A 16,967-nucleotide genomic window follows, 5' to 3' on the forward strand; every position below is an offset into this window, starting at 1 on the left:
GAGGAAGTGCTGCTCGGCGGCGCTGAGCGCTAGCCCGTCGCCCGGCGCTTGCGCGCCGCACGCGCGGCGGGCTTCGCAGGGGCGGCGGGCGCCGGAGCCGCCGGCTGAGGCAGCACGGTGACGACGGCGTTCACCACCCGGGACACCGCGCGGAGCTGACCGGGCTCGAGCTCCCGCAGCTTGCGCGTCATGCGGCGCAGCTCCACCGGGTCTTCCTTCACCGCCTTGCGGGGCGTGACGGGCGCGCCGTCGGGACGGCCCACGCCCAGCAGCGTGTCCGCGGAGACCTGGAGCACGTCGCACAGCCGGCGCAGCGTCTGGGTCCGGGGCAGCATCTTCCCGCGCTCCAGGCGGCTGTAGACCTCCATGGCCATGCCCATGCGTTCGGCGACGTCGCTCTGGGTGAGGCCCAGACGCAGGCGGGCTTCACGCGCGGCGCGTCCCAGCACGGCTGCCAGCTTGTGGTCGACGGGCTCACGCATGACGGCCGAGGGTGGCACGCCCGCCGGGTCCTGCAAGTTTCCATCCGCCACCCTGGCGCATCCCCTCCCCTGAAACCTACCTTTCAAGTCAGGACACTACCTCAAAGGGCAGACGTCATGCTATGGACCTCCAAGGTTGAATCATGACGCCGCTCACAATGACAGCCGCTGGAACCACGTCTGAATTGGACCTCCAAGGTCCCATGGGAGTTCATCCGTGATGCCGGGAGAGGACCTGCACCCGCTGATGCTCCAGGAGTCAGAGGAGGTGGGGGCCTTCCGCATCGTCCGGCGGCTGGCCACCGGCGGCTTTGGCGCCATCTTCCTGGCCGAATCCGAGACGCGCCGGCAGGTGGCGCTGAAGTTCGCGCTCCAGGGCCCCTCGGAGGAGGACTCGCCCGCGGCGGACGCGCGGACCTGGAAGGAGGTCCACGTCCTCATGCGCCTGGAGCACCCCAACGTCGTGGAGCTGCTGGGCTACCGGCGGTGGCCGGATGCGCGCGATGGCTACCTGGTCCTCATCATGGGTTACGTGGAGGGCCCCACCCTGTCCGAGTGGGCCCTGGCCGCGCAGCCCACGCCCCGGCGCGCGGTGCAGGTGTTCCAGCAGTTGGCGCTCACGCTGGATGCCATCCACCGCGCGGGCGTGCTCCACCGCGACATCAAGGGCAACAACATCATCATCCGCGCGTCGGATGGGCAGCCGGTGCTGGTGGACTTCGGCTCGGGGGACCACGCGTGCTCGCCCGTGCTGACCGAGGACACCCTGCCGCCGGGCACCCCCAGCTATCGCAGCCCGGAGGCCCTGCGCTTCTGGGCACAGCCTCGGCCCGCGGGCTCGCGTTACGCGTTCGCGCCCACGGATGATCTCTACTCGCTGGGGCTGGTGCTCTACGAGGTGCTCACCGGGAGCTTTCCCTACCCGGCGCACCTGCCGCCCGCCGGGCTGCTGGCCAGCATCGAATCCGGTGGCTTTCCCCTGCCCTCTGTCCGCAACCCGCGCGTCCCGAAGGCGTTGGACGCCATCGTGGCGCGCTTGCTGTCGCCCTCCGCGGCGGGGCGGCCTCCATCGGGAGCGGCCCTGTTCGATGCGCTGGACGCGGCGCTGGCGGGCGCGGACTCGGCCTGGGATGAGCACCTGTTTCCGCCCCTCGCTCCCGAGGAGGCCATCACCGAGGAGGCGCTGGAGTTCTTCGACGGGGACGAGGAAGCGCGCGAGCTGCGCCACTGGATGCGTGTCCCGGAGCGAGCGCGCCCGCCAGCATCCTTCGCGCCTCCCACCGAGCCCGCCTCACCCTGGGCTTTGACGGAGGGCCGCGCGAGCACCTGGTGGCGGGACGCGCTGAAGCGGCTCTGGGCCACGCTGCGCGCGTGGCGCTGAGCCGGCCCGCCACTCATTGGGAAGGGCCTGCGCGCCTGACCCTCCGGGAAGTCCACTCACTTTCATTCAACCTCAGAGGTCCATGAGCCCATGATGACGCCTGACACGACGACCGAGGAGCTTCCTGGAGGTCCCCACAGGCCACGCGTGCTGTTCACCGTGGCCGGCACGGTGTTCGAGTTCGTCCGCAAGCTGGAGATGCGCTCCACGGGGGAACTGCTGATGCTGGCGCAGCGCCGCTACCGCAATGGCCTGAGCGGCCCGGTGGTGGTGAAGCGGCTGCGCAACCCCGCCACGTTCGTGGAGCGGCGACGGCTGGTGGAGGAGGTGGACCTCACGTTCCGGCTCAACCATCCCGCCATCGCCAAGGTGATGCTGCTGAAGCTCTACCGCGGCGCGCCTCACGTGGTGATGGAGTACGTGGAAGGACGTTCACTGGACACGGTGCTGAACCTGGCGGCCATGCGGCGGCGGCCCCTGTCCGCGGAGTTCGCGGCGCACGTGACGGCGGAGGTGGCGGAGGCGCTGAGCCACGCGCACAGCCTCACGGATGAGTGGAGCCGGCCGCTGCACATCGTCCACCGGGACGTGAGCCCTCGGAACATCCGCGTGGGCATCCATGGCGAGGTGAAGCTGACCCACTTCACGGTGGCGGCCTCGTCGCTCTCCGGGCGCGAGGTGACGAGCCAGGAGCTGGTGAAAGGTGACATCGCCTATGCCTCGCCCGAGGCACTGCGGCGACGGAAGGTGGATGCCCGGTCGGACCTGTTCTCACTGGGACTGGTGCTGCTGGAGCTGCTGACGGGCCGGCACCCGTTGATGGTGGATGACCTGGCGCCCGTGCAGGAGTCGGAGCCGCTGGAGCTTCACGCGCAAGGGCCGACGTGGATGCCCGTGAAGGAGGTGGCGGCGCGCATGGCCCAGGTGGGCCCGGAGCAGGTGGAGCGCTTGGCGGCGGGGGTCGCCGAGCCCCTGCGGCGCATCCTGCTGCGGGCGCTGCGGCAGAACCCCTCGGAGCGGTTCCAGACGGGCGCGGAGATGGCGGAGGCGCTGCGCGCGTGGCTGGATTCGCAGGGAGGCCACCGGGGTCGTCAGGCCATCGCGCAGGAGGTGGAGCAGGCCGCCGTGGAGGCGACGGTCCGGCGCAACCAGGCGGAGCTGCTCGAGGGCGGGCTGCACCCGGAAGGGCTGACCGTGGAGGAAGCGGCCCTGGCCGGAGAGCCCTCGTCCGAGACGCCCCTGGGCGAAGCCGCGGGGTCCGCGGTCCGATTGTCACAGGTGGCCGAGCTGACGCTGGAGGCGCGCATCACCCAGACGGTGGAACCCGCAGCGGACGCGCGGCACGCCGCCACCGAGGCACCGGACGAGGCACGCCCCGAGGCACCGGAGCCCCCTGACACGGCCCCTGAGTCCACGACGCCCGAGGAGCCCGACACACCGTGACGCGCGTGGCGTCACGGCGAGCTCACAGCACGCCCATGCCGAACAACACGGCCGCCAGCACCAGCAGCGTCGCCAGGATGACCGCCGCCACGCGCAACGGGGAGATGGGCGCCTCGCCCAACACCACCTGCGCATCCTGCCCGTGCACCAGCACCCGGTACGGCTTGTCGCGGTTGCGGTAAGCCAGCACGTATACGGGCAGGGCCAGCCGCTGGGTGCGCAGGCTGAACAGCGCCACGGCGACGTGGATGTTCCGGAAGCGGCTGCCCGGAATGACGCCCTGCTGGAGGCGCTCGCTGGCCAGGCGCTCCACCGCCTCCAGCACGCTCCGCCGGGCGCCCGAGCGCGTGGCCTCGAAGCGCTCGACGTGCGCGCCCTCCGGCCCCTGGGGCGTGTCCAGCCTGGAGCCTCGCTGGTAGTGGGGCGCCAACGCCTCGCACTCCCGCACCGTCAACCCGCGCGAGGCCGGCACCGGGATGCCCTCGAAATCGAAGCGCGTCCGGCCCGCGTGCGGCGCCCAGTTCGACCGCCGCGAGCCCGCGTTCGAGTCCGCCGTCCAGCTCACGTCCACGCCCGCATCGAACATCCACGCCGGCCACCACACCGGACGCAGCGACTCCAGCGAGGCCTCCTGTGCCAGCCCGGACGGCCGGAAGAAGCCGCCCCGCCCCAGGAAGCCCATCAGCGCGCCGCGCGCGGCCTCGGTGTCCACGGTGAAGGGGAGCCAGTGCTGCGCCTGCTCCACCGGGTCCGCCGTCGTCTCCACATGGGTGACGGAGCCGCAGTAGTCACACCGGGGCGCCTTCGCCTCCACGGAGTACTCCACCGCCGCGCCGCAGCTGTCACACCGCACCACGCGCGCCCGCGCGCGCTCCACCGCGGCATGCGGCGGAGGCGGCGCCGTCAGCCCGCAGATGGGGCAACGCAGGTCCTCCGCCTCCAGCGCGGAGTCACAGCGCTGGCAGGGCGCCACCCTCACCGCTTCGGCGCTCATCGCCCACCTCCCGCGAGCAGCCAGCCCAGGGCCAGCACCACCAGCAGCGCCACCACGGCGGACAGCACCTTCCAGGAAGAGATGGGCGCCTTGCCATGGACGGCCCCCGTCTGCCCGTTGACGAGCACCCGCAGCGGCGGCGCGTCCTCCGCGTACTTCACCGCCAGCACCCAGACGGGCAGCAGGCACACGTCGAGCGCCTCCCAGTCCAGCCGGGACTGATGCTCCAGGCCCCGGTGCGAGTCCCCCGGCATGAAGCGCGACAACAGCCCGCCCACCCGCTCCACCGCTTCCTTCCGGGCCAGCTCCTGGCACTGTGCCAGCGTGAGCGAGGGCTCCTCCGCCACCCAGCCGGAGATGAGCGCCGGGGTGTAGCGAGCCAGGCCGCGCAGGTCGAAGGGCTCCAGCGCCTCCAGCTCCGCGTTGTCCAGCCCCTTGGACGCGGTGACGAGCACGTCCGCCACGTAGCTGACCCGCTCGCCTTCCAGCGAACGCCACTCCGTGCGCGTCACGGTGCGCGTGCGCGTCACCCGCTTCCCGTTCTCCGTCGTCGTGTACGTCTCCGTCTCCTGGTAGTTCTCCCCAATGGAGGCGCGGTAGCGCGCCTGCGCCAGCACGCTGTAGAGGTACGCGGGTACGTACACGCCTCGCACCTCGCCCGGCGCGGCGGAGCGGATGCCGGAGCGCGTGAAGCGGCTGCGCGAACGCAACCACCGCGCCACATGCGCCTTCGCCGCCGTGTGCGTGAGCGCGAAGCCCAGCGCGAAGACGGGCTCGGGCACACCGGGCACCGGAGGACGCTCCACCACGGCGGGCGCGGCGCAGTAGGGACAGCGCGTGGTCCGCAGCGCGGGCTCCAGCACCAGACGCGCGCCACAGGACTGACACCCCAGATGGAGCAACGGTCCGGCCACGGCGGACGGTGTCTGTTGAGATTGCTCGGCCATCCGTCAGTCTTGGCGCACCGGACCCGGGACGTCCATTCCGTCCGCCGGCCTGCCCTCCTGGCGTGCATGCCCGTTGGCCCGTTGCCGCGGACCCGTGCCGTCACGAACATAGTGTGGCGGAGGGAATCCATCATGGCTCAGCGCGACAAGCAGCAACAGCCGGGCATCCAGCCACCCGAGGATTACTACGGCCGTACGGAGGAACCGCGGCAACACGCTCCGGAGACAGAAGAGAGCGAAGAGAAGCGCGACCAGGCGGACGCCGCCGAGTCGTCGGAAGGCACGCATCGCATGCGCACCATCGACCCGACGGAGCGCACGCCCGGCGCCATCCTGGATGAGATTGGGGACGGGGATGGTCCGCGCAGCGACGCCGGCACCAACCCATTGCCCGACACCTACTGGAGCGCCTACCCCGACGGCGAACCCCAGAGGGAGTGAGCACTCACGCCGCCCAATGCATGTCAGCCCCCCTCTGTACTGTGTGCTCATTCGCCAGCACCCAGGGGGAGCGATTCCATGGCGGAAATCCGTGAACTGCCGCGTGTGTCCGTGAACAAGTTGGGCGAGTACCTCGTCGCCACGCCCGCGCGTCGCAAGCGCATCATCCACGACCAGAAGCACCCGCCGGAGCAGCAGTACCTGCGCTACCCGGAGGCGTCGCATGCGATTACGGACTTCCTCTGCCGGGGCATGGACCTGTCCATCCTCCGTGAGCACCAGCGCCGCTTCGCGTGCAGCGTGCCCCAGACGGAGTTCGAGGCGCAGCGGCTGCAACTGTGCTCGGAGGCGCTCGAGCGCTTCGCGGACCTGGTGCCCTGGTTGGATTTGGAGGAGACGCTCATCAGCGCGGTGGGCGCGGAGCCTCCCGTGCTGGAGGTGGCGGGCGTCACCATCAGCGTGCGACCGGAGGTCGTGCTCCAGCGCATGGACAGACATGGCAACGCGCGCGTGGGCCTGATGAAGCTGTACTTCTCCAAGCACCAGCCGCTGGATGAGCGGTCGGGGCAGTACATCGGCACGCTGCTCCAGCGCTTCACCGAGCAGCACCTGTGCCCGCTGGGCCCGTGTGACCACCGCCTCATCCAGGTGGTGGACGTCTTCGCGGGGACGGTCTTCACCGCGCCGCGAGCGCACATCCGGCGGCTGAGCGACGTGGTGCTCGCCTGCGAGGAAATCGCGGAGCGCTGGTCCGTCCACTGACGCGGCGAGCCATGGGCTCGGGTGCAGTGCTCAACGAAGCAGCCGCCTGGGGCGATGCGGGGGTGGACACGTCGAAGGACTTCATCGAAATCGATGGTCCTGCTTCGCGCCACCCGATTCCCCAGGGAGTTCCATGAGCACCGAGCACGCCGCCCCCGCCCTCTCCACGCGAGACTTCATCGACATGGAGGAGCGGTATGGCGCGCACAACTACCATCCGCTGGACCTCGTCATCGAGCGGGGCGAGGGCTGCTGGGTTCATGACGTGGAGGGCCGCAAGTACCTGGACTGCCTGAGCGCGTACTCGGCGGTGAATCAGGGGCACTGTCACCCGCGCATCCTGGAGACGCTGCGCGAGCAGGCCGCGAAGGTGACCCTGACGTCACGGGCCTTCCGCAACGACCAGCTTCCCCACCTGTACAAGGCGCTGCGCGAGCTGTCTGGATTGAGCCGCGCGCTGCCGATGAACTCCGGCGCGGAGGCGTGCGAGACGGCCATCAAGCTGGCGCGCAAGTGGGGCTACACCGTCAAGGGCATCCCCGAGGACAAGGCGGAGGTCATCGTCTTCGCGAACAACTTCCACGGGCGCACCATCAGCCTCATCAGCTTCTCCACCGTGCGGAGCTACCGGCAGGGCTTCGGCCCCTTCACCCCCGGCTTCACCGTGGTGCCCTACGACGACGTGGAGGCGGTGCGGCGCGCCATCACCCCCAACACCTGCGCCATCCTGATGGAGCCCATCCAGGCGGAGGCCGGCGTGCTGATTCCGCGCGACGGCTACCTGAAGCAGGTGGCCGAGCTCTGCAAGCAGCACCGCGTGCTGTTCATGGTGGATGAAATCCAGACGGGCCTGGGGCGCACCGGGAAGACGTTCGCCTTCCAGCACGAGGACGTGCGGCCGGACGTCATCGTGGTGGGCAAGGCGCTGTCGGGCGGCTTCTACCCGGTGTCCGCCGTCATGGCGGATGACGAGGTCATGGGCGTGCTCCGTCCCGGCGAGCACGGCAGCACCTACGGCGGCAATCCGCTGGGCTGCGCCGTGGCGCGCACCGCCCTGGACGTGCTGCGCGACGAGCGCCTGGTGGAGCGCTCCGCCGAGATGGGCGCGTCGTTCCTGGCCATGCTGAAGACGCTGAAGAACCGCCACATCGTGGAGGTGCGCGGACGGGGGCTGATGATTGGCGTGGCGCTGGACATCTCCGCGCGGCCCGCCTGCGAGGCGTTGATGAAGGAAGGCGTGCTCTGCAAGGAGACGCACGACTCCGTCATCCGCCTCACGCCGCCGCTCATCGTCACCCAGGCCGAGCTGGACTGGGCCTTCGAGCGCATCAAGAAGGTCATCGAGGCGCTGTAGTCCCAGCGCCACCCGGGCACGCGAGCGACCGCGTGCCTGGGACGGCCGCACCGGGGCCTCGGTTGCCCAGGCGTTTCGCCTTCCACACCGTGTGGGGAACAGCGCGCGGCCTGGGGCGCTGCGACAGGACGGTGGCCGGTGCTCGAAGCCCTCTGGGACAGGCGTGCGCTGCTCGTATCGGGCAAGGGCGGCGTGGGGAAGACGACGCTGGCGGCGGCGCTGGCCGTGGCCGCCGCGCGCGCGGGCCGCACCGTGCTGCTGGCGGAGCTGGCGCCGGAGCAGGACGGGCCTTCGCCCCTGGCGGCGCGCGTGGGGGCGCGCCAGGCGGGGCCGCAGGTGACGCGGGTGCGTCCCGGGCTCCACTTCGTGCGGCTGTCCGCATCGGAAGGGCACCGGCACTTCCTGGAGCGCGCCCTGCCCGCGCGCTGGCTGGCCGACGCCGCGCTGCGCACCCGCGCCCTGCGCCGCTTCCTGGAAGCAGGGCCCGCGCTCCGGGAGATGGGGCTGATGTACCAGTTGCTGGCCCTGCTCCGGCGCACGCGGCCGGATGGACGCTTCGTCCACCCGCTGACCGTCGTCGACCTGCCCGCCACGGGACACGCGCTGGCGCTGGCCGCCCTTCCCCAGCGCGTGCTGTCCCTGATGCCCGGGGGCCCCATCGGACGCGACGTGCGGGAGGGGCTCGACTTCCTCCAGGATGCGGCGCGCACCGCGGTGGTCCTCACCAGCCTGCCGGAGCCACTGCCCGTCAGCGAGGCGCTCACCGTGGCCGCCGAGTTGCGCCGGCTGGAGCTGCCGCTGTCCGCGGCCGTCCTCAACCGGATGCCGGAGGACCCCTTCACGCCCGAGTCCCGCGCCGCCCTGCGCCGGATGCTCGCCGCGTACGGGCGGCACCAGGGGTGGCGTGAGCTGGAGCGGCTGGAGCGGGCCCGGGCCGCCTCCGTCCGGCTGTCACGCGCGCTGCGCGCGCCGCTGCTCACCCTGCCGGAGCTCCACGCCACGGGCCCCGCGCTGGTCGAGGCGCTGGCGGAGGGCTTCGCCCCCCACCCGGAGCACGCACCCTGGCAGGAGGCCCTGCCGTGAGCCATGGACCGCATGGCGGTGGACCCCGGCGCGTGTCACAGGGGCGCACGCCGTGAGCGCGGGCGACCTGCGCCGGCTGCTGCGGGACAAGCGCATCGTCGTCCTGTGTGGCGCGGGCGGCGTGGGCAAGACGACGACGGCGGCGGCCCTGGGCGTGGCCGCCGCGCGCGCGGGACGGCGGGTGCTGGTGCTCACCATCGACCCGGCGCGCAGGCTCGCGGAGACCATGGGGTTGCAGGAGAGCGGCTCCGAACCCACGTCGATTCCCCCCGAGCGCCTCTTCGCCGACGGCCCCTGGGGCACGGGCCTCCTCGACGTGTGGATGCTGGACCCGCGCGCCATCTTCGAGCGCATGGTGCACCAGCTGGCGCCCACACCCGAGGCGGCGCGAGCGATTGTCGACCACCGCCTCTACCGCTTCCTGTCGGAGCTGGTGGCGGGCGTGCAGGAGTACGCCGCCGCCGAGGCCCTGGACGCCTTCCTCACGGACGGCCGTTACGAGCTCATCCTGCTGGACACGCCCCCCAGCCGGCACGCGCTGGACTTCCTGGACGCGCCCGGCCGGCTGGCGCGCTTCCTGGACGAACGCATCGTGTCGCTGTTCGGCCCGAAGAAGGGGGCGCGCGGCGGGCGGCTGTGGCACGGCGCGCAGGCGGTGGTGGACCGCGTCCTGGCGGGCATCTTCGGCGCGGGCTTCACCCAGGAGATGCGCGGCTTCATCGGCGCCTTCGGCGGCCTCTTCTCCGGCATGCGGCTGCACACGGAGCGGCTGCACCAGCGGTTGGCGTCGCCGGACGCGGCCTTCCTGCTGGTGACGTCCCCCGAACCCGCCTCCCTGCGCGAGGCCACCTGGTTCCGCGAGACGCTGGCCGCGCGGGGCCTGCCCTTCGCGGGCTACGTGCTGAACCGGAGCTGGGCCCATGACGACGTGCTCGCGGCGCCGGAGGCACTGCTGGAGCACACGGGAGGCGACCGTCACGCGGAGCACGCAGTGGCGGCGCTGGCCCGCCTGGCCGCTGTGGAGCAGGCGCGGGCCCAGGCCCACCGCGACGTGCTCGACCGCCTCACCCGGCACCTTCCCTTGGGGACGCTCGCGGTGGCCGCGCCGGACGCAGGCGCGGAGCTGGAGGAGTTCAGCGGATTGGTGCGCCTGGGTGACGCACTGGCCGCGGGGTGAGGAACGCCAGGGCGGGACGAGCACCCGCTCGCCTGGACGCCCGTCCCTTGGAGGCACGCTGCCTCACCACCAGCGTTGCAGTTTGAACCCGACTTCGCCCGAGGAGCGTCATGGCCCACAGAAGCATGGACAACGGCAGGGACGAAACCCACCGCGAGGCGGACGTGGCGCCTCCGGGCTCGCGTGAGCGCGCCGAGTCCGACCTCACCGGCTGGAACCCCGCCCGCGACGAGGAGTCCTCCACCCGGCAGGGCCGCTACTACCGCGCGGCGACGATGCGCATGGCCCTGCCGCGCACCCAGGTGGACGACGGGCCTCGCGAGGACATGTACGGCACGCCCCCGGAGGACAGCGGCCCCTACGGCCGGGATGACCGGGACAGCCGCTACGCCACCGGCTGGGGCCCCCGGCACGACACCGGCGAACAGGACGTCGAGCTCTCTCGCCAACGCGCCGACTACCGGCCCTGGGACCGCTCCGGCTACGGCGGCGGGAGCGAGCCCTCCCGCCCCCAGCCGCCACAGGGGGAGTCCCACCGCGACGTGCGCTTCCACGGCCGTGAACGCGGCTTGCACGGCGAGGAGCGCCATGGAGACGCGCGCCCCCGCTACCGGATGAACCGGAGCGCCTCCCTGGGCCCGGGCCGCGACGAGGCGAGCACCCACCGCTGGGCAGGAACAGGCGCGCCTTCGTCCACCGGCGCACGGCGTGACGGAGCGAGCACCCAAGTCTACACCGCCGTCGCGGGCCGCTCCGAGGCGAGCACCTCCCGCCGGGACGACCGCGCCCGCCACGGCCGCTGGCGTCACGAGCCCCTGCTGGCCCGCGAGGTGATGACGCGCAACGTGCGCACGGCGCGCCCGGAAAGTCCGCTGCGGGACATCGCGCGAATCATGAAGGACGAGTCCTGCGGCGTCGTTCCCATCGTGGACGAGCGGAGCCGGCTGGTGGGCATCGTCACCGACCGGGACCTGGTGGTTCGCGCCTTCACCGGGGGCCGCTCGCCGGAACAGCTCCGCGCGTCCGACGTGATGACGGATGACGTGGAGGCCGTCACGCCGGACGACACGCTCCATGACGTCATCGGACTGATGGGACGCCGCCAGCTGCGCCGCATCCCCGTGGTGGAGCGCGACGACAGCATCGTGGGCATCATCTCCCTGGGCGACATCGCCCTGCGCGCCGACCACGACGAGGAGCTGCAACAAGCCCTGGAGCGCATCTCCTCCAAGCGCTCCTTCTGGAGCCGGCTCGGCTGAGCAATGCCGCGTTCCCTTCGGGTGCGGGCGGGCCCTGTGTCTGGCCCACCCGCGCCCGGCGCATGGCTCACGCCACGCCGGTCAGCACCACGGAGTCGCCCGTCTCCGACACCGTGAACTTCTTGAGGGGAAGGGTGGCCGGGCCCTGCGTCACCGCGCCATCGCGCGTGAAGATGGACGCGTGGCAGGCGCAGAACAGGTCCGCCTCCTGCTCCCGGTAGTTCACCTCGCAGAAGGCGTGGGTGCACACGGAGTCCACCGCCGACAGCGAACCGTCCTGCAAGCGGAACACGAAGATGCGCTTGCCGTACCCGGACGGAACCCCCGTCACCGAGCCGCCCACGTCACGCAACTGGGGGAACTGGCTGAGCGGGAACACCACCTGCCCGTTCACCGCGGCCGGGAAGTCGCTCTGGCCCGCGCGCAGGTTGATGCGCAGCACGCCCGTGTTCGGGTTGTACTCCGCCGCGAACGTCTGCAGCGGCACGGTGGCCGGCCGCTGGAGCACCGAGCCATCCGTGGCGCTGAAGCGCGACAGGTGACAGGGACAGATGACGTCCTTGCCGTCGAAGCCCAGCGGGCACCCCACGTGGGTGCACAGCGACGACAGCACGGAGAAGTCGTTTGGCGCGCCGTCGTCCTTGGAGTGCACCACCAGCAGCGGCACCTGCTCACCCGGGACGCGGACCGTCAACGCGCCGCCTACGGGCTCCAAATCCGGATAGCGCGACACCAGGATGTCCACTGTCCCCTGCTCGCTGGCCGTGACGTCCGTCACCGGAGCGGGGTTGATGTCCGGCGCGCAGCCCGGCAGCGTCGTCGCCGCCGCGCTCGCCGCGCCTGTTCCCAGAATGCCCTTGAGGAATCCTCGTCGCGTCGAACTCACGTACCCTCCACCTCGAATACCAGCTTGGGCTCCAGCACCAGGACGTCGTCCACCTTCACCATCAACAGCGACGGGCGGTTGACGTTGTAGGCATCCAGGCTGATGTCGAAGCTGCCCTCGGCCACCGCCTCCTTCTCCGACTTGAACAGCACCGTCATCGGAATCTCCACGGTCTTCTTCACGCCGTGGAACGTCAGCTGGCCCTTCACCTTCACCGGCACCTTCGCCGGGAAGCTGGTGGGCGGCTTCACGCCGGTGGCCACGCCCTTGAAGTCGATGATGGGAAACCTGGCCGCGTCCGTCGTCTCCAGCATGTGCGCGTCGCGGTTGGCGTTGCCCGAATCGAAGTCCTTCACGTTGGCGCGCACCGCCACCTGGAGCGTGCCGTCCGGCAGCAGGCGGGCCTTGCCGTCGCTGGGCGGCGCCTTGCCCACCACCTCATGCAGCTTGTGCTTGAGCTTGTAGGTGAGGGAGCTGGCGTCCTTCTTGACACTATACGTGCGGGCCTGCGACTGCGCGACTGCGGGCAGCGCGAGCACCAGGGTGGCGATCAGGGCGATTCGTCGAGCAATCACGTCAACCTCCAGGGAACCACTACGAAAGGCATGCGCTTCAGAAGAACAGTGTGAAGACGCCGGCCGACACCGCGCCCAACGTCACGTAGCCGGAGATCTGGTGCGCGGTGGCCAGGTCCGTCTCGGACAGCCGGCCAAAACGGTCCGTGGCCATGATGCCGAGGATGACTTGCGCCACCATGCCGACGGTGGCGAGCGCCATGAACATCTTGTGAACGGTGATGGTGTCCCACTGGAGCTTCTCCTTCTCGAAGGGCTCCGGCGCCAGCACCCCCAGCATTCCCACGGTGGCGAACAACGCCGACGTGCCGATGGCGAGCCCCCGGTGCAGACCCAGCAGGTTGCGGTCATCACCGCCGCCGCGGAACGAGTCGTTGAACTGGAGCTGGCCCACCACCGTGGTGCCGACCAGACCGGCGGCCATCGCGAAGCCCAGGCCCTGGTGCAGCTTGAGCATGGTGCGGCGCCGGCCAATGCGCTTCTCCAGGTCCGGGTCCACCTGCGCGGCGGCCGCGGCTTCGGCGGGCTCCAGCAGGTCGAAGTCCAGCGAGTCGCCCTCTTCCGCCGGGGCCTCCCCGGACTTCTTCTGGGCGGTGGGCGCATCGTCCGTTGGAGACAGGGGCTTGGCGGGCTCCACCTGCATCGTGGGCTGGGCCTGAAGCTCCGGGGCGTTCACGCCCCGCGAATCCACGGCCGGCGCGGCCTTCTTGCCCTTCTTCGCGGGCTTGCGCTTGGACGTGGCCTTGACCGGCTTCGCGGCCTTCGTCTTCGTAGCCTTCGCCTTCGTGGAGGACTTCACCGCCCGGGTCTTTTTCGCGGACTCGGTCTGGCGCTGCTGGGCCCAGGCGGTATGGGGGGCGGCAATCAACGACAGGACGACGAAGAAGGCAGCAAAGCGGGTCATCAGGCTTATCCGTGTAGACGCAAAGCAAACTGCCGGGTCAGGACCGGTCATCCGAGCGCGTGTCCTCCGCCACACCATCACCAACCCACCTTCTCCGAGGACGGAGCAAACGCTATCGCGTCGAACGGTACCGCCCAAAAATCGGCGGACCGGCATCATTTTCCGCGGCCCCCCTGTTCGAACAGCGTCGGCAGTCCGGGGACGCGGCGGCTGACGGTAGCGTCCGCACTTGGGAATCGGGAGGTGTCTGAAGGTCACGGCTCAGTGTCGAGCACCGGCCAGGGGTGAAGGGCGCGTCCGGGCCGTCGAGCCCGGCGGCTCACTTCACAGGGAACAACCTGACGCCCCGAGGCGGGGCGGCCTCACGCCTCACGCGGGGGTGGTGGCGGGGACTTCCGAGCGCGGCGCGTTGCCGGTGGTCAGCTCCAGGCCGAGCGCGTGCGGATCAAAGTACGCATAGAAGCGGCGGATCCGGTCGCCATCCCACTCGATGATGGACACGCCCTCATAGGCCACCGCCGCGCCGTTGTGGGCGGTGCCCTGCGTCTCCCATTCGAGCGCGACGCGGGAGCCCGCCTCAATCATGTTGCGGAAGGTGGACTCCACGCGTTGGAGGGTACCCTTGTACTCACGCCAGAACCGCCGGGCGCCCTCCTGGCCAGAGAAGACCTGCGGCGAGGCCACGTTGCTCACCTGTGCGTCGTCACTGAAGAGGGAGACGAGGGTCTCCAGGTCCCCCTCCTTCTCCAGCTTCGCCAGTGCATCCACGAACCGCTGCGCTCGCTCCGTCGCCATGCGCTGCCTCGCTCCTCGTGAAAGAGTCACCCAGGTGAAGGGTGCGCACGCCTCGAGGACATGTCCCTCCGAAGGGCCCGGCCCCTCGCCCTCCGGACGGCCGCGCGGGGGACTCGCCGCGGGGCCCGGTGGTAGACTCACGTCTCCGCGGCCATGACCTCCACGCATACCCGCCCCGCCGAGCCGACGAGCGATTCCCATGTGGAGTCTCTGGCGCCGCTGCCTGCCCCCCCTTCGCTGGCCGCGCTGCGGGACGCCCTGAGCTCGCCCGGCGTCATCCCCTCGGAGGTGGACGCGCTCATCGCGGCGATTGCCCAGCATCCCGCTGAAGACCCGGAGGCCCTGCGCGAGCGAACGGACTACCTGCTGTCCCTGATGACGCTGCCGGGGGATGCCAGCGTCCAGACGGGGAGCGCCGGCATCACGGTGCGCACCGCGGCGGTGGAGGCCCTGCTGGAGCTGGGCTACCCGTATGCGCTGGAGGTCCCCCCCGACGCCCTGGAGCGGGCCCGGCGCGAGCGGAAGCTGCCGACGACGGCGGCCCCCACGCCCCGCTTCCTCCGCTCGCCCATCCTGGCGACAACCGCCACGCTCCTCTGCCTGGTGTTGCAGCTCGTCCTGATGGCCCTCCCGGACGTCCGCACGCTCGACGATATCGGTGCGTTGCTGACGCCCTACCTGCTGCCCGTCATCGCGCCCGCGCTGCTGGCCATCCTCGGAACCTGGACGAAGACGCGCCCGCTCCAGTACCTCGGAAGCCTGGGCCTGGGAATCCAGGGCCTGTTCTGGTTCGGCGGCGTCTTCATGCTGACACGGATGGCGACGAACGCGCCGTGGCTGTGGGTGGCCGCGCCCTGGTACCTCCCCTTCATCGCCTGCTACCTGGTGTGGCCTCGCCCCCTGCCGCCCACCGAGGGAGATTCCTGAGCGTTGGGCTCGTGGCCCAGGTCCGTGTCCTCAGCGCGGCAAGGCCCGGGTCCACGCCTCCCGATTCCACCCCTCCTTCGCATAGGCCGCTCGCGTGGACTCAGGCAGCGCGTCCCAGGCCGTGCGGGATGCCAGCTCGGCGGGTGGTTGGAAGATGTTCCGATGCCCGGGGTCGAAGGATTGCTGGGCCCGCTCCGCCGTCAGGCCCTTCATGGAGAAGCCCGCCTCGGCGCTGGCCTGGCTCCCATCCGCCTTGAGCTTCGCTGACACGCCGCCCCCGAGCTCCGCTTTCTTCGCGTTGAGTGTCGCGTGCACCTGGAACAGCGAGCCGACACCCACCGCGACGCGCTGCTCGCCGTCCGATGCCAGGCTGAGCTCCACGAGTCCCAGGTTCACCTTGACCTTCCTCTCCGTCTCGCCCGAGCTGTCGTGTGACAGCTCGACGCCCACGGGGCCCGAGCGCGCGGAGACGCCCACGTCCCCCTTCAGCTCCCCGTGTCCCCGGGTGTCGAGCGCCGCCTTCGCGCTCCACTGGGCGCTCTCGTTGCTGACACCCACCTTGCCGTGAAGCTGCACCGTGCCCCCGGCGCGCTCCCCAGAGAGCGCCCGCTGCCGGGCGCTGACGTGTTGCAGCGTCAGGTTGAGCGTCTTCGGCTGGCCGATGCCCGCCTTCCAGGCCGCCTCGTAGTCCCGCCGCGACGGGTCCTTCCACTCGAGGCCCAGGAGGGATTCGGGCAGGTGCGCGGCGCGTGGCGGTCCCAGCGCTCCCAGTTCCTGGAGGCTCTGGGCCCCATCCACCGCGCGGGCATACCGGCCGAGGTATTCGGTGTGCGCCCGGTAGAAGCCCGCGCCCACGTCGATGGCGTGTGCGTTCACCGCGTCACGCATCGCCCCCGGCAGCCGCCGGTCATTGACGAAGACGTCCGGCACCGCCGGGTAGCCCAGGGGGCCCACCGGACCCGACTCCCCGTTGCGCCGATGGAGCACGCCCTTCGACTCCGCCTGCTCCAGGAACGCGAGCCGCGAGCCCGCGTCCTGCGCCTTCACGTATGCGCCCAGCAGCCCCTCTTGCTGCAAGCGCTCCAGCGCGACCCGGTACGTGCCCGCCGGGAGGCTTCCCAGCGCGATGTGCACCGCCCGCACGTCATCGGCACCGACGGTCCAGTTCTCCAGGCTCCGCGTCAGGCGCGCGCGGATGCCTTCGAGCACGTCCGTGGGCGCCTCCTTCGAGCCCTCCGGGCGCGACCAGCCTCCCAGCACGGCCATCTCCCCCGCGGACCGGGCGGGGCCCGCCCCAGCAGGCGTGGATCCGTGAGACGAGGGCTCCGGTGTCCTGGCGGTGGATCCGTCGAAGGCGCGCACCTCGTTACGCTGAGGGGATGCCTGCGCGCGGGGCGCCGCGGCGCGTGACGGAGAAGGGGGCGCCGCTCCGGCCTCCGTGGGGGTGTCGATGGTGGACAACGAGGAACTGCCGGACGAATCGATACGAGGCATGGGACGCGCTCCGGGTGGGAACGGCCTGTCCGATGCAGTTGGCACACCAGGGCGCCTCCCAGG

The 16,967-nt window shown here is 71.1% G+C and carries 17 protein-coding genes; 9 read left to right on the top strand and 8 right to left on the bottom strand.

Translation table 11 applies throughout. The features are described 5' to 3' along the window. Positions 1 to 29 precede the first annotated feature (29 nt). Positions 30 to 482 carry a helix-turn-helix domain-containing protein gene (locus tag FMP39_RS02940; protein ID WP_194858212.1) on the bottom strand — a complete coding sequence of 151 codons (453 nt, stop codon included), beginning with the start codon at positions 480 to 482 and terminating at the stop codon, positions 30 to 32. A 220-nt stretch (positions 483 to 702) separates the two neighbouring features. On the opposite strand from FMP39_RS02940, the gene FMP39_RS02945 reads away from it, so the two are divergent. Both FMP39_RS02945 and FMP39_RS02950 read left to right on the top strand, forming a co-directional pair. Next, entirely contained in the window at positions 703 to 1,863 is a 1,161-nt protein-coding gene (locus FMP39_RS02945) for a serine/threonine-protein kinase (protein ID WP_141588608.1), read from the top strand. A 90-nt stretch (positions 1,864 to 1,953) separates the two neighbouring features. Next, positions 1,954 to 3,306, top strand: coding sequence for a protein kinase (locus FMP39_RS02950; protein ID WP_194858213.1), 1,353 nt, complete (start codon positions 1,954 to 1,956; stop codon positions 3,304 to 3,306). Between the two features lie 22 nt (positions 3,307 to 3,328). Here FMP39_RS02950 and FMP39_RS02955 read toward each other — a convergent pair whose 3' ends face one another. Next, positions 3,329 to 4,300 (bottom strand): zinc ribbon domain-containing protein, encoded by a 972-nt coding sequence (locus FMP39_RS02955; RefSeq protein WP_141588507.1) that lies wholly within the window; start codon positions 4,298 to 4,300, stop codon positions 3,329 to 3,331. Next, positions 4,297 to 5,247 carry a hypothetical protein gene (locus FMP39_RS02960; protein ID WP_194858214.1) on the bottom strand — a complete coding sequence of 317 codons (951 nt, stop codon included), beginning with the start codon at positions 5,245 to 5,247 and terminating at the stop codon, positions 4,297 to 4,299. The genes FMP39_RS02955 and FMP39_RS02960 overlap by 4 nt, the downstream gene beginning before the upstream one ends. Before the next feature lie 132 nt (positions 5,248 to 5,379). Between FMP39_RS02960 and FMP39_RS02965 the strand changes: the two genes are divergently transcribed. The 6 genes from FMP39_RS02965 (at position 5,380) to FMP39_RS02990 (ending at position 11,323) form a co-directional block, all read left to right on the top strand. Next, positions 5,380 to 5,688: a hypothetical protein gene (locus FMP39_RS02965; protein WP_228557603.1), complete on the top strand. Its 309-nt coding sequence runs from the start codon at positions 5,380 to 5,382 to the stop codon at positions 5,686 to 5,688. A 78-nt stretch (positions 5,689 to 5,766) separates the two neighbouring features. Further along, on the top strand, positions 5,767 to 6,450 hold the full coding sequence (locus tag FMP39_RS02970; protein WP_090491242.1) for a hypothetical protein: 684 nt from the start codon (positions 5,767 to 5,769) through the stop codon (positions 6,448 to 6,450). A gap of 133 nt (positions 6,451 to 6,583) precedes the next feature. Continuing rightward, positions 6,584 to 7,804 (top strand): ornithine--oxo-acid transaminase, encoded by a 1,221-nt coding sequence (gene rocD / locus FMP39_RS02975; protein ID WP_141588509.1) that lies wholly within the window; start codon positions 6,584 to 6,586, stop codon positions 7,802 to 7,804. Positions 7,805 to 7,942: 138 nt separating this feature from the next. Further along, positions 7,943 to 8,887 carry an ArsA-related P-loop ATPase gene (locus FMP39_RS02980; RefSeq protein WP_141588510.1) on the top strand — a complete coding sequence of 315 codons (945 nt, stop codon included), beginning with the start codon at positions 7,943 to 7,945 and terminating at the stop codon, positions 8,885 to 8,887. Between the two features lie 52 nt (positions 8,888 to 8,939). Continuing rightward, positions 8,940 to 10,064, top strand: coding sequence for an ArsA-related P-loop ATPase (locus FMP39_RS02985; RefSeq protein ID WP_141588511.1), 1,125 nt, complete (start codon positions 8,940 to 8,942; stop codon positions 10,062 to 10,064). Positions 10,065 to 10,174: 110 nt separating this feature from the next. Continuing rightward, positions 10,175 to 11,323 (top strand): CBS domain-containing protein, encoded by a 1,149-nt coding sequence (locus FMP39_RS02990; protein ID WP_141588512.1) that lies wholly within the window; start codon positions 10,175 to 10,177, stop codon positions 11,321 to 11,323. A 67-nt stretch (positions 11,324 to 11,390) separates the two neighbouring features. Here the strand turns inward: FMP39_RS02990 and FMP39_RS02995 are convergent, their stop codons facing one another. From FMP39_RS02995 to FMP39_RS03010, 4 genes are all read right to left on the bottom strand, one after another. After that, on the bottom strand, positions 11,391 to 12,209 hold the full coding sequence (locus FMP39_RS02995; RefSeq protein ID WP_141588513.1) for a ubiquinol-cytochrome c reductase iron-sulfur subunit: 819 nt from the start codon (positions 12,207 to 12,209) through the stop codon (positions 11,391 to 11,393). After that, entirely contained in the window at positions 12,206 to 12,784 is a 579-nt protein-coding gene (locus tag FMP39_RS03000) for a YceI family protein (RefSeq protein ID WP_090491236.1), read from the bottom strand. Before FMP39_RS03000 ends, FMP39_RS02995 begins: the two co-directional genes overlap by 4 nt. 37 nt (positions 12,785 to 12,821) lie before the next feature. Beyond that, positions 12,822 to 13,688: a hypothetical protein gene (locus tag FMP39_RS03005; RefSeq protein ID WP_141588514.1), complete on the bottom strand. Its 867-nt coding sequence runs from the start codon at positions 13,686 to 13,688 to the stop codon at positions 12,822 to 12,824. 369 nt (positions 13,689 to 14,057) lie between these two features. After that, the gene (locus FMP39_RS03010; RefSeq protein WP_194858215.1) at positions 14,058 to 14,483 is read right to left on the bottom strand and encodes a nuclear transport factor 2 family protein; all 426 of its coding nucleotides are present in this window, start codon (positions 14,481 to 14,483) and stop codon (positions 14,058 to 14,060) included. A gap of 153 nt (positions 14,484 to 14,636) precedes the next feature. Here FMP39_RS03010 and FMP39_RS03015 point away from each other — a divergent pair, with 153 nt between their 5' ends. Next, on the top strand, positions 14,637 to 15,410 hold the full coding sequence (locus FMP39_RS03015) for a hypothetical protein (RefSeq protein WP_141588516.1): 774 nt from the start codon (positions 14,637 to 14,639) through the stop codon (positions 15,408 to 15,410). Positions 15,411 to 15,440: 30 nt separating this feature from the next. On the opposite strand, the gene FMP39_RS03020 is transcribed toward FMP39_RS03015, so the two are convergent. Continuing rightward, complete coding sequence (locus FMP39_RS03020) at positions 15,441 to 16,904, bottom strand: hypothetical protein (RefSeq protein ID WP_228557604.1); 1,464 nt, start codon at positions 16,902 to 16,904, stop codon at positions 15,441 to 15,443. Positions 16,905 to 16,967: the final 63 nt, after the last annotated feature.

It is taken from the genome of Myxococcus sp. AB056 (assembly GCF_006547365.1).
Taxonomy (GTDB): Bacteria; Myxococcota; Myxococcia; order Myxococcales; family Myxococcaceae; genus Myxococcus; species Myxococcus virescens.

Bases quoted from the DNA above. Each gene is read 5' to 3' on its own strand.
- FMP39_RS02990 (WP_141588512.1), top strand. From the start codon at position 10,175: ATGGCCCACAGAAGCATGGACAACGGCAGGGACGAAACCCACCGCGAG.
- FMP39_RS02955 (WP_141588507.1), bottom strand. From the start codon at position 4,300: ATGAGCGCCGAAGCGGTGAGGGTGGCGCCCTGCCAGCGCTGTGACTCC.
- FMP39_RS02970 (WP_090491242.1), top strand. From the start codon at position 5,767: ATGGCGGAAATCCGTGAACTGCCGCGTGTGTCCGTGAACAAGTTGGGC.
- FMP39_RS02950 (WP_194858213.1), top strand. From the start codon at position 1,954: ATGATGACGCCTGACACGACGACCGAGGAGCTTCCTGGAGGTCCCCAC.
- FMP39_RS02965 (WP_228557603.1), top strand. From the start codon at position 5,380: ATGGCTCAGCGCGACAAGCAGCAACAGCCGGGCATCCAGCCACCCGAG.
- FMP39_RS03020 (WP_228557604.1), bottom strand. From the start codon at position 16,904: ATGCCTCGTATCGATTCGTCCGGCAGTTCCTCGTTGTCCACCATCGAC.
- FMP39_RS02940 (WP_194858212.1), bottom strand. From the start codon at position 482: ATGCGTGAGCCCGTCGACCACAAGCTGGCAGCCGTGCTGGGACGCGCC.
- FMP39_RS03010 (WP_194858215.1), bottom strand. From the start codon at position 14,483: ATGGCGACGGAGCGAGCGCAGCGGTTCGTGGATGCACTGGCGAAGCTG.
- rocD (WP_141588509.1), top strand. From the start codon at position 6,584: ATGAGCACCGAGCACGCCGCCCCCGCCCTCTCCACGCGAGACTTCATC.
- FMP39_RS02945 (WP_141588608.1), top strand. From the start codon at position 703: ATGCCGGGAGAGGACCTGCACCCGCTGATGCTCCAGGAGTCAGAGGAG.
- FMP39_RS03005 (WP_141588514.1), bottom strand. From the start codon at position 13,688: ATGACCCGCTTTGCTGCCTTCTTCGTCGTCCTGTCGTTGATTGCCGCC.
- FMP39_RS03015 (WP_141588516.1), top strand. From the start codon at position 14,637: ATGACCTCCACGCATACCCGCCCCGCCGAGCCGACGAGCGATTCCCAT.
- FMP39_RS02960 (WP_194858214.1), bottom strand. From the start codon at position 5,247: ATGGCCGAGCAATCTCAACAGACACCGTCCGCCGTGGCCGGACCGTTG.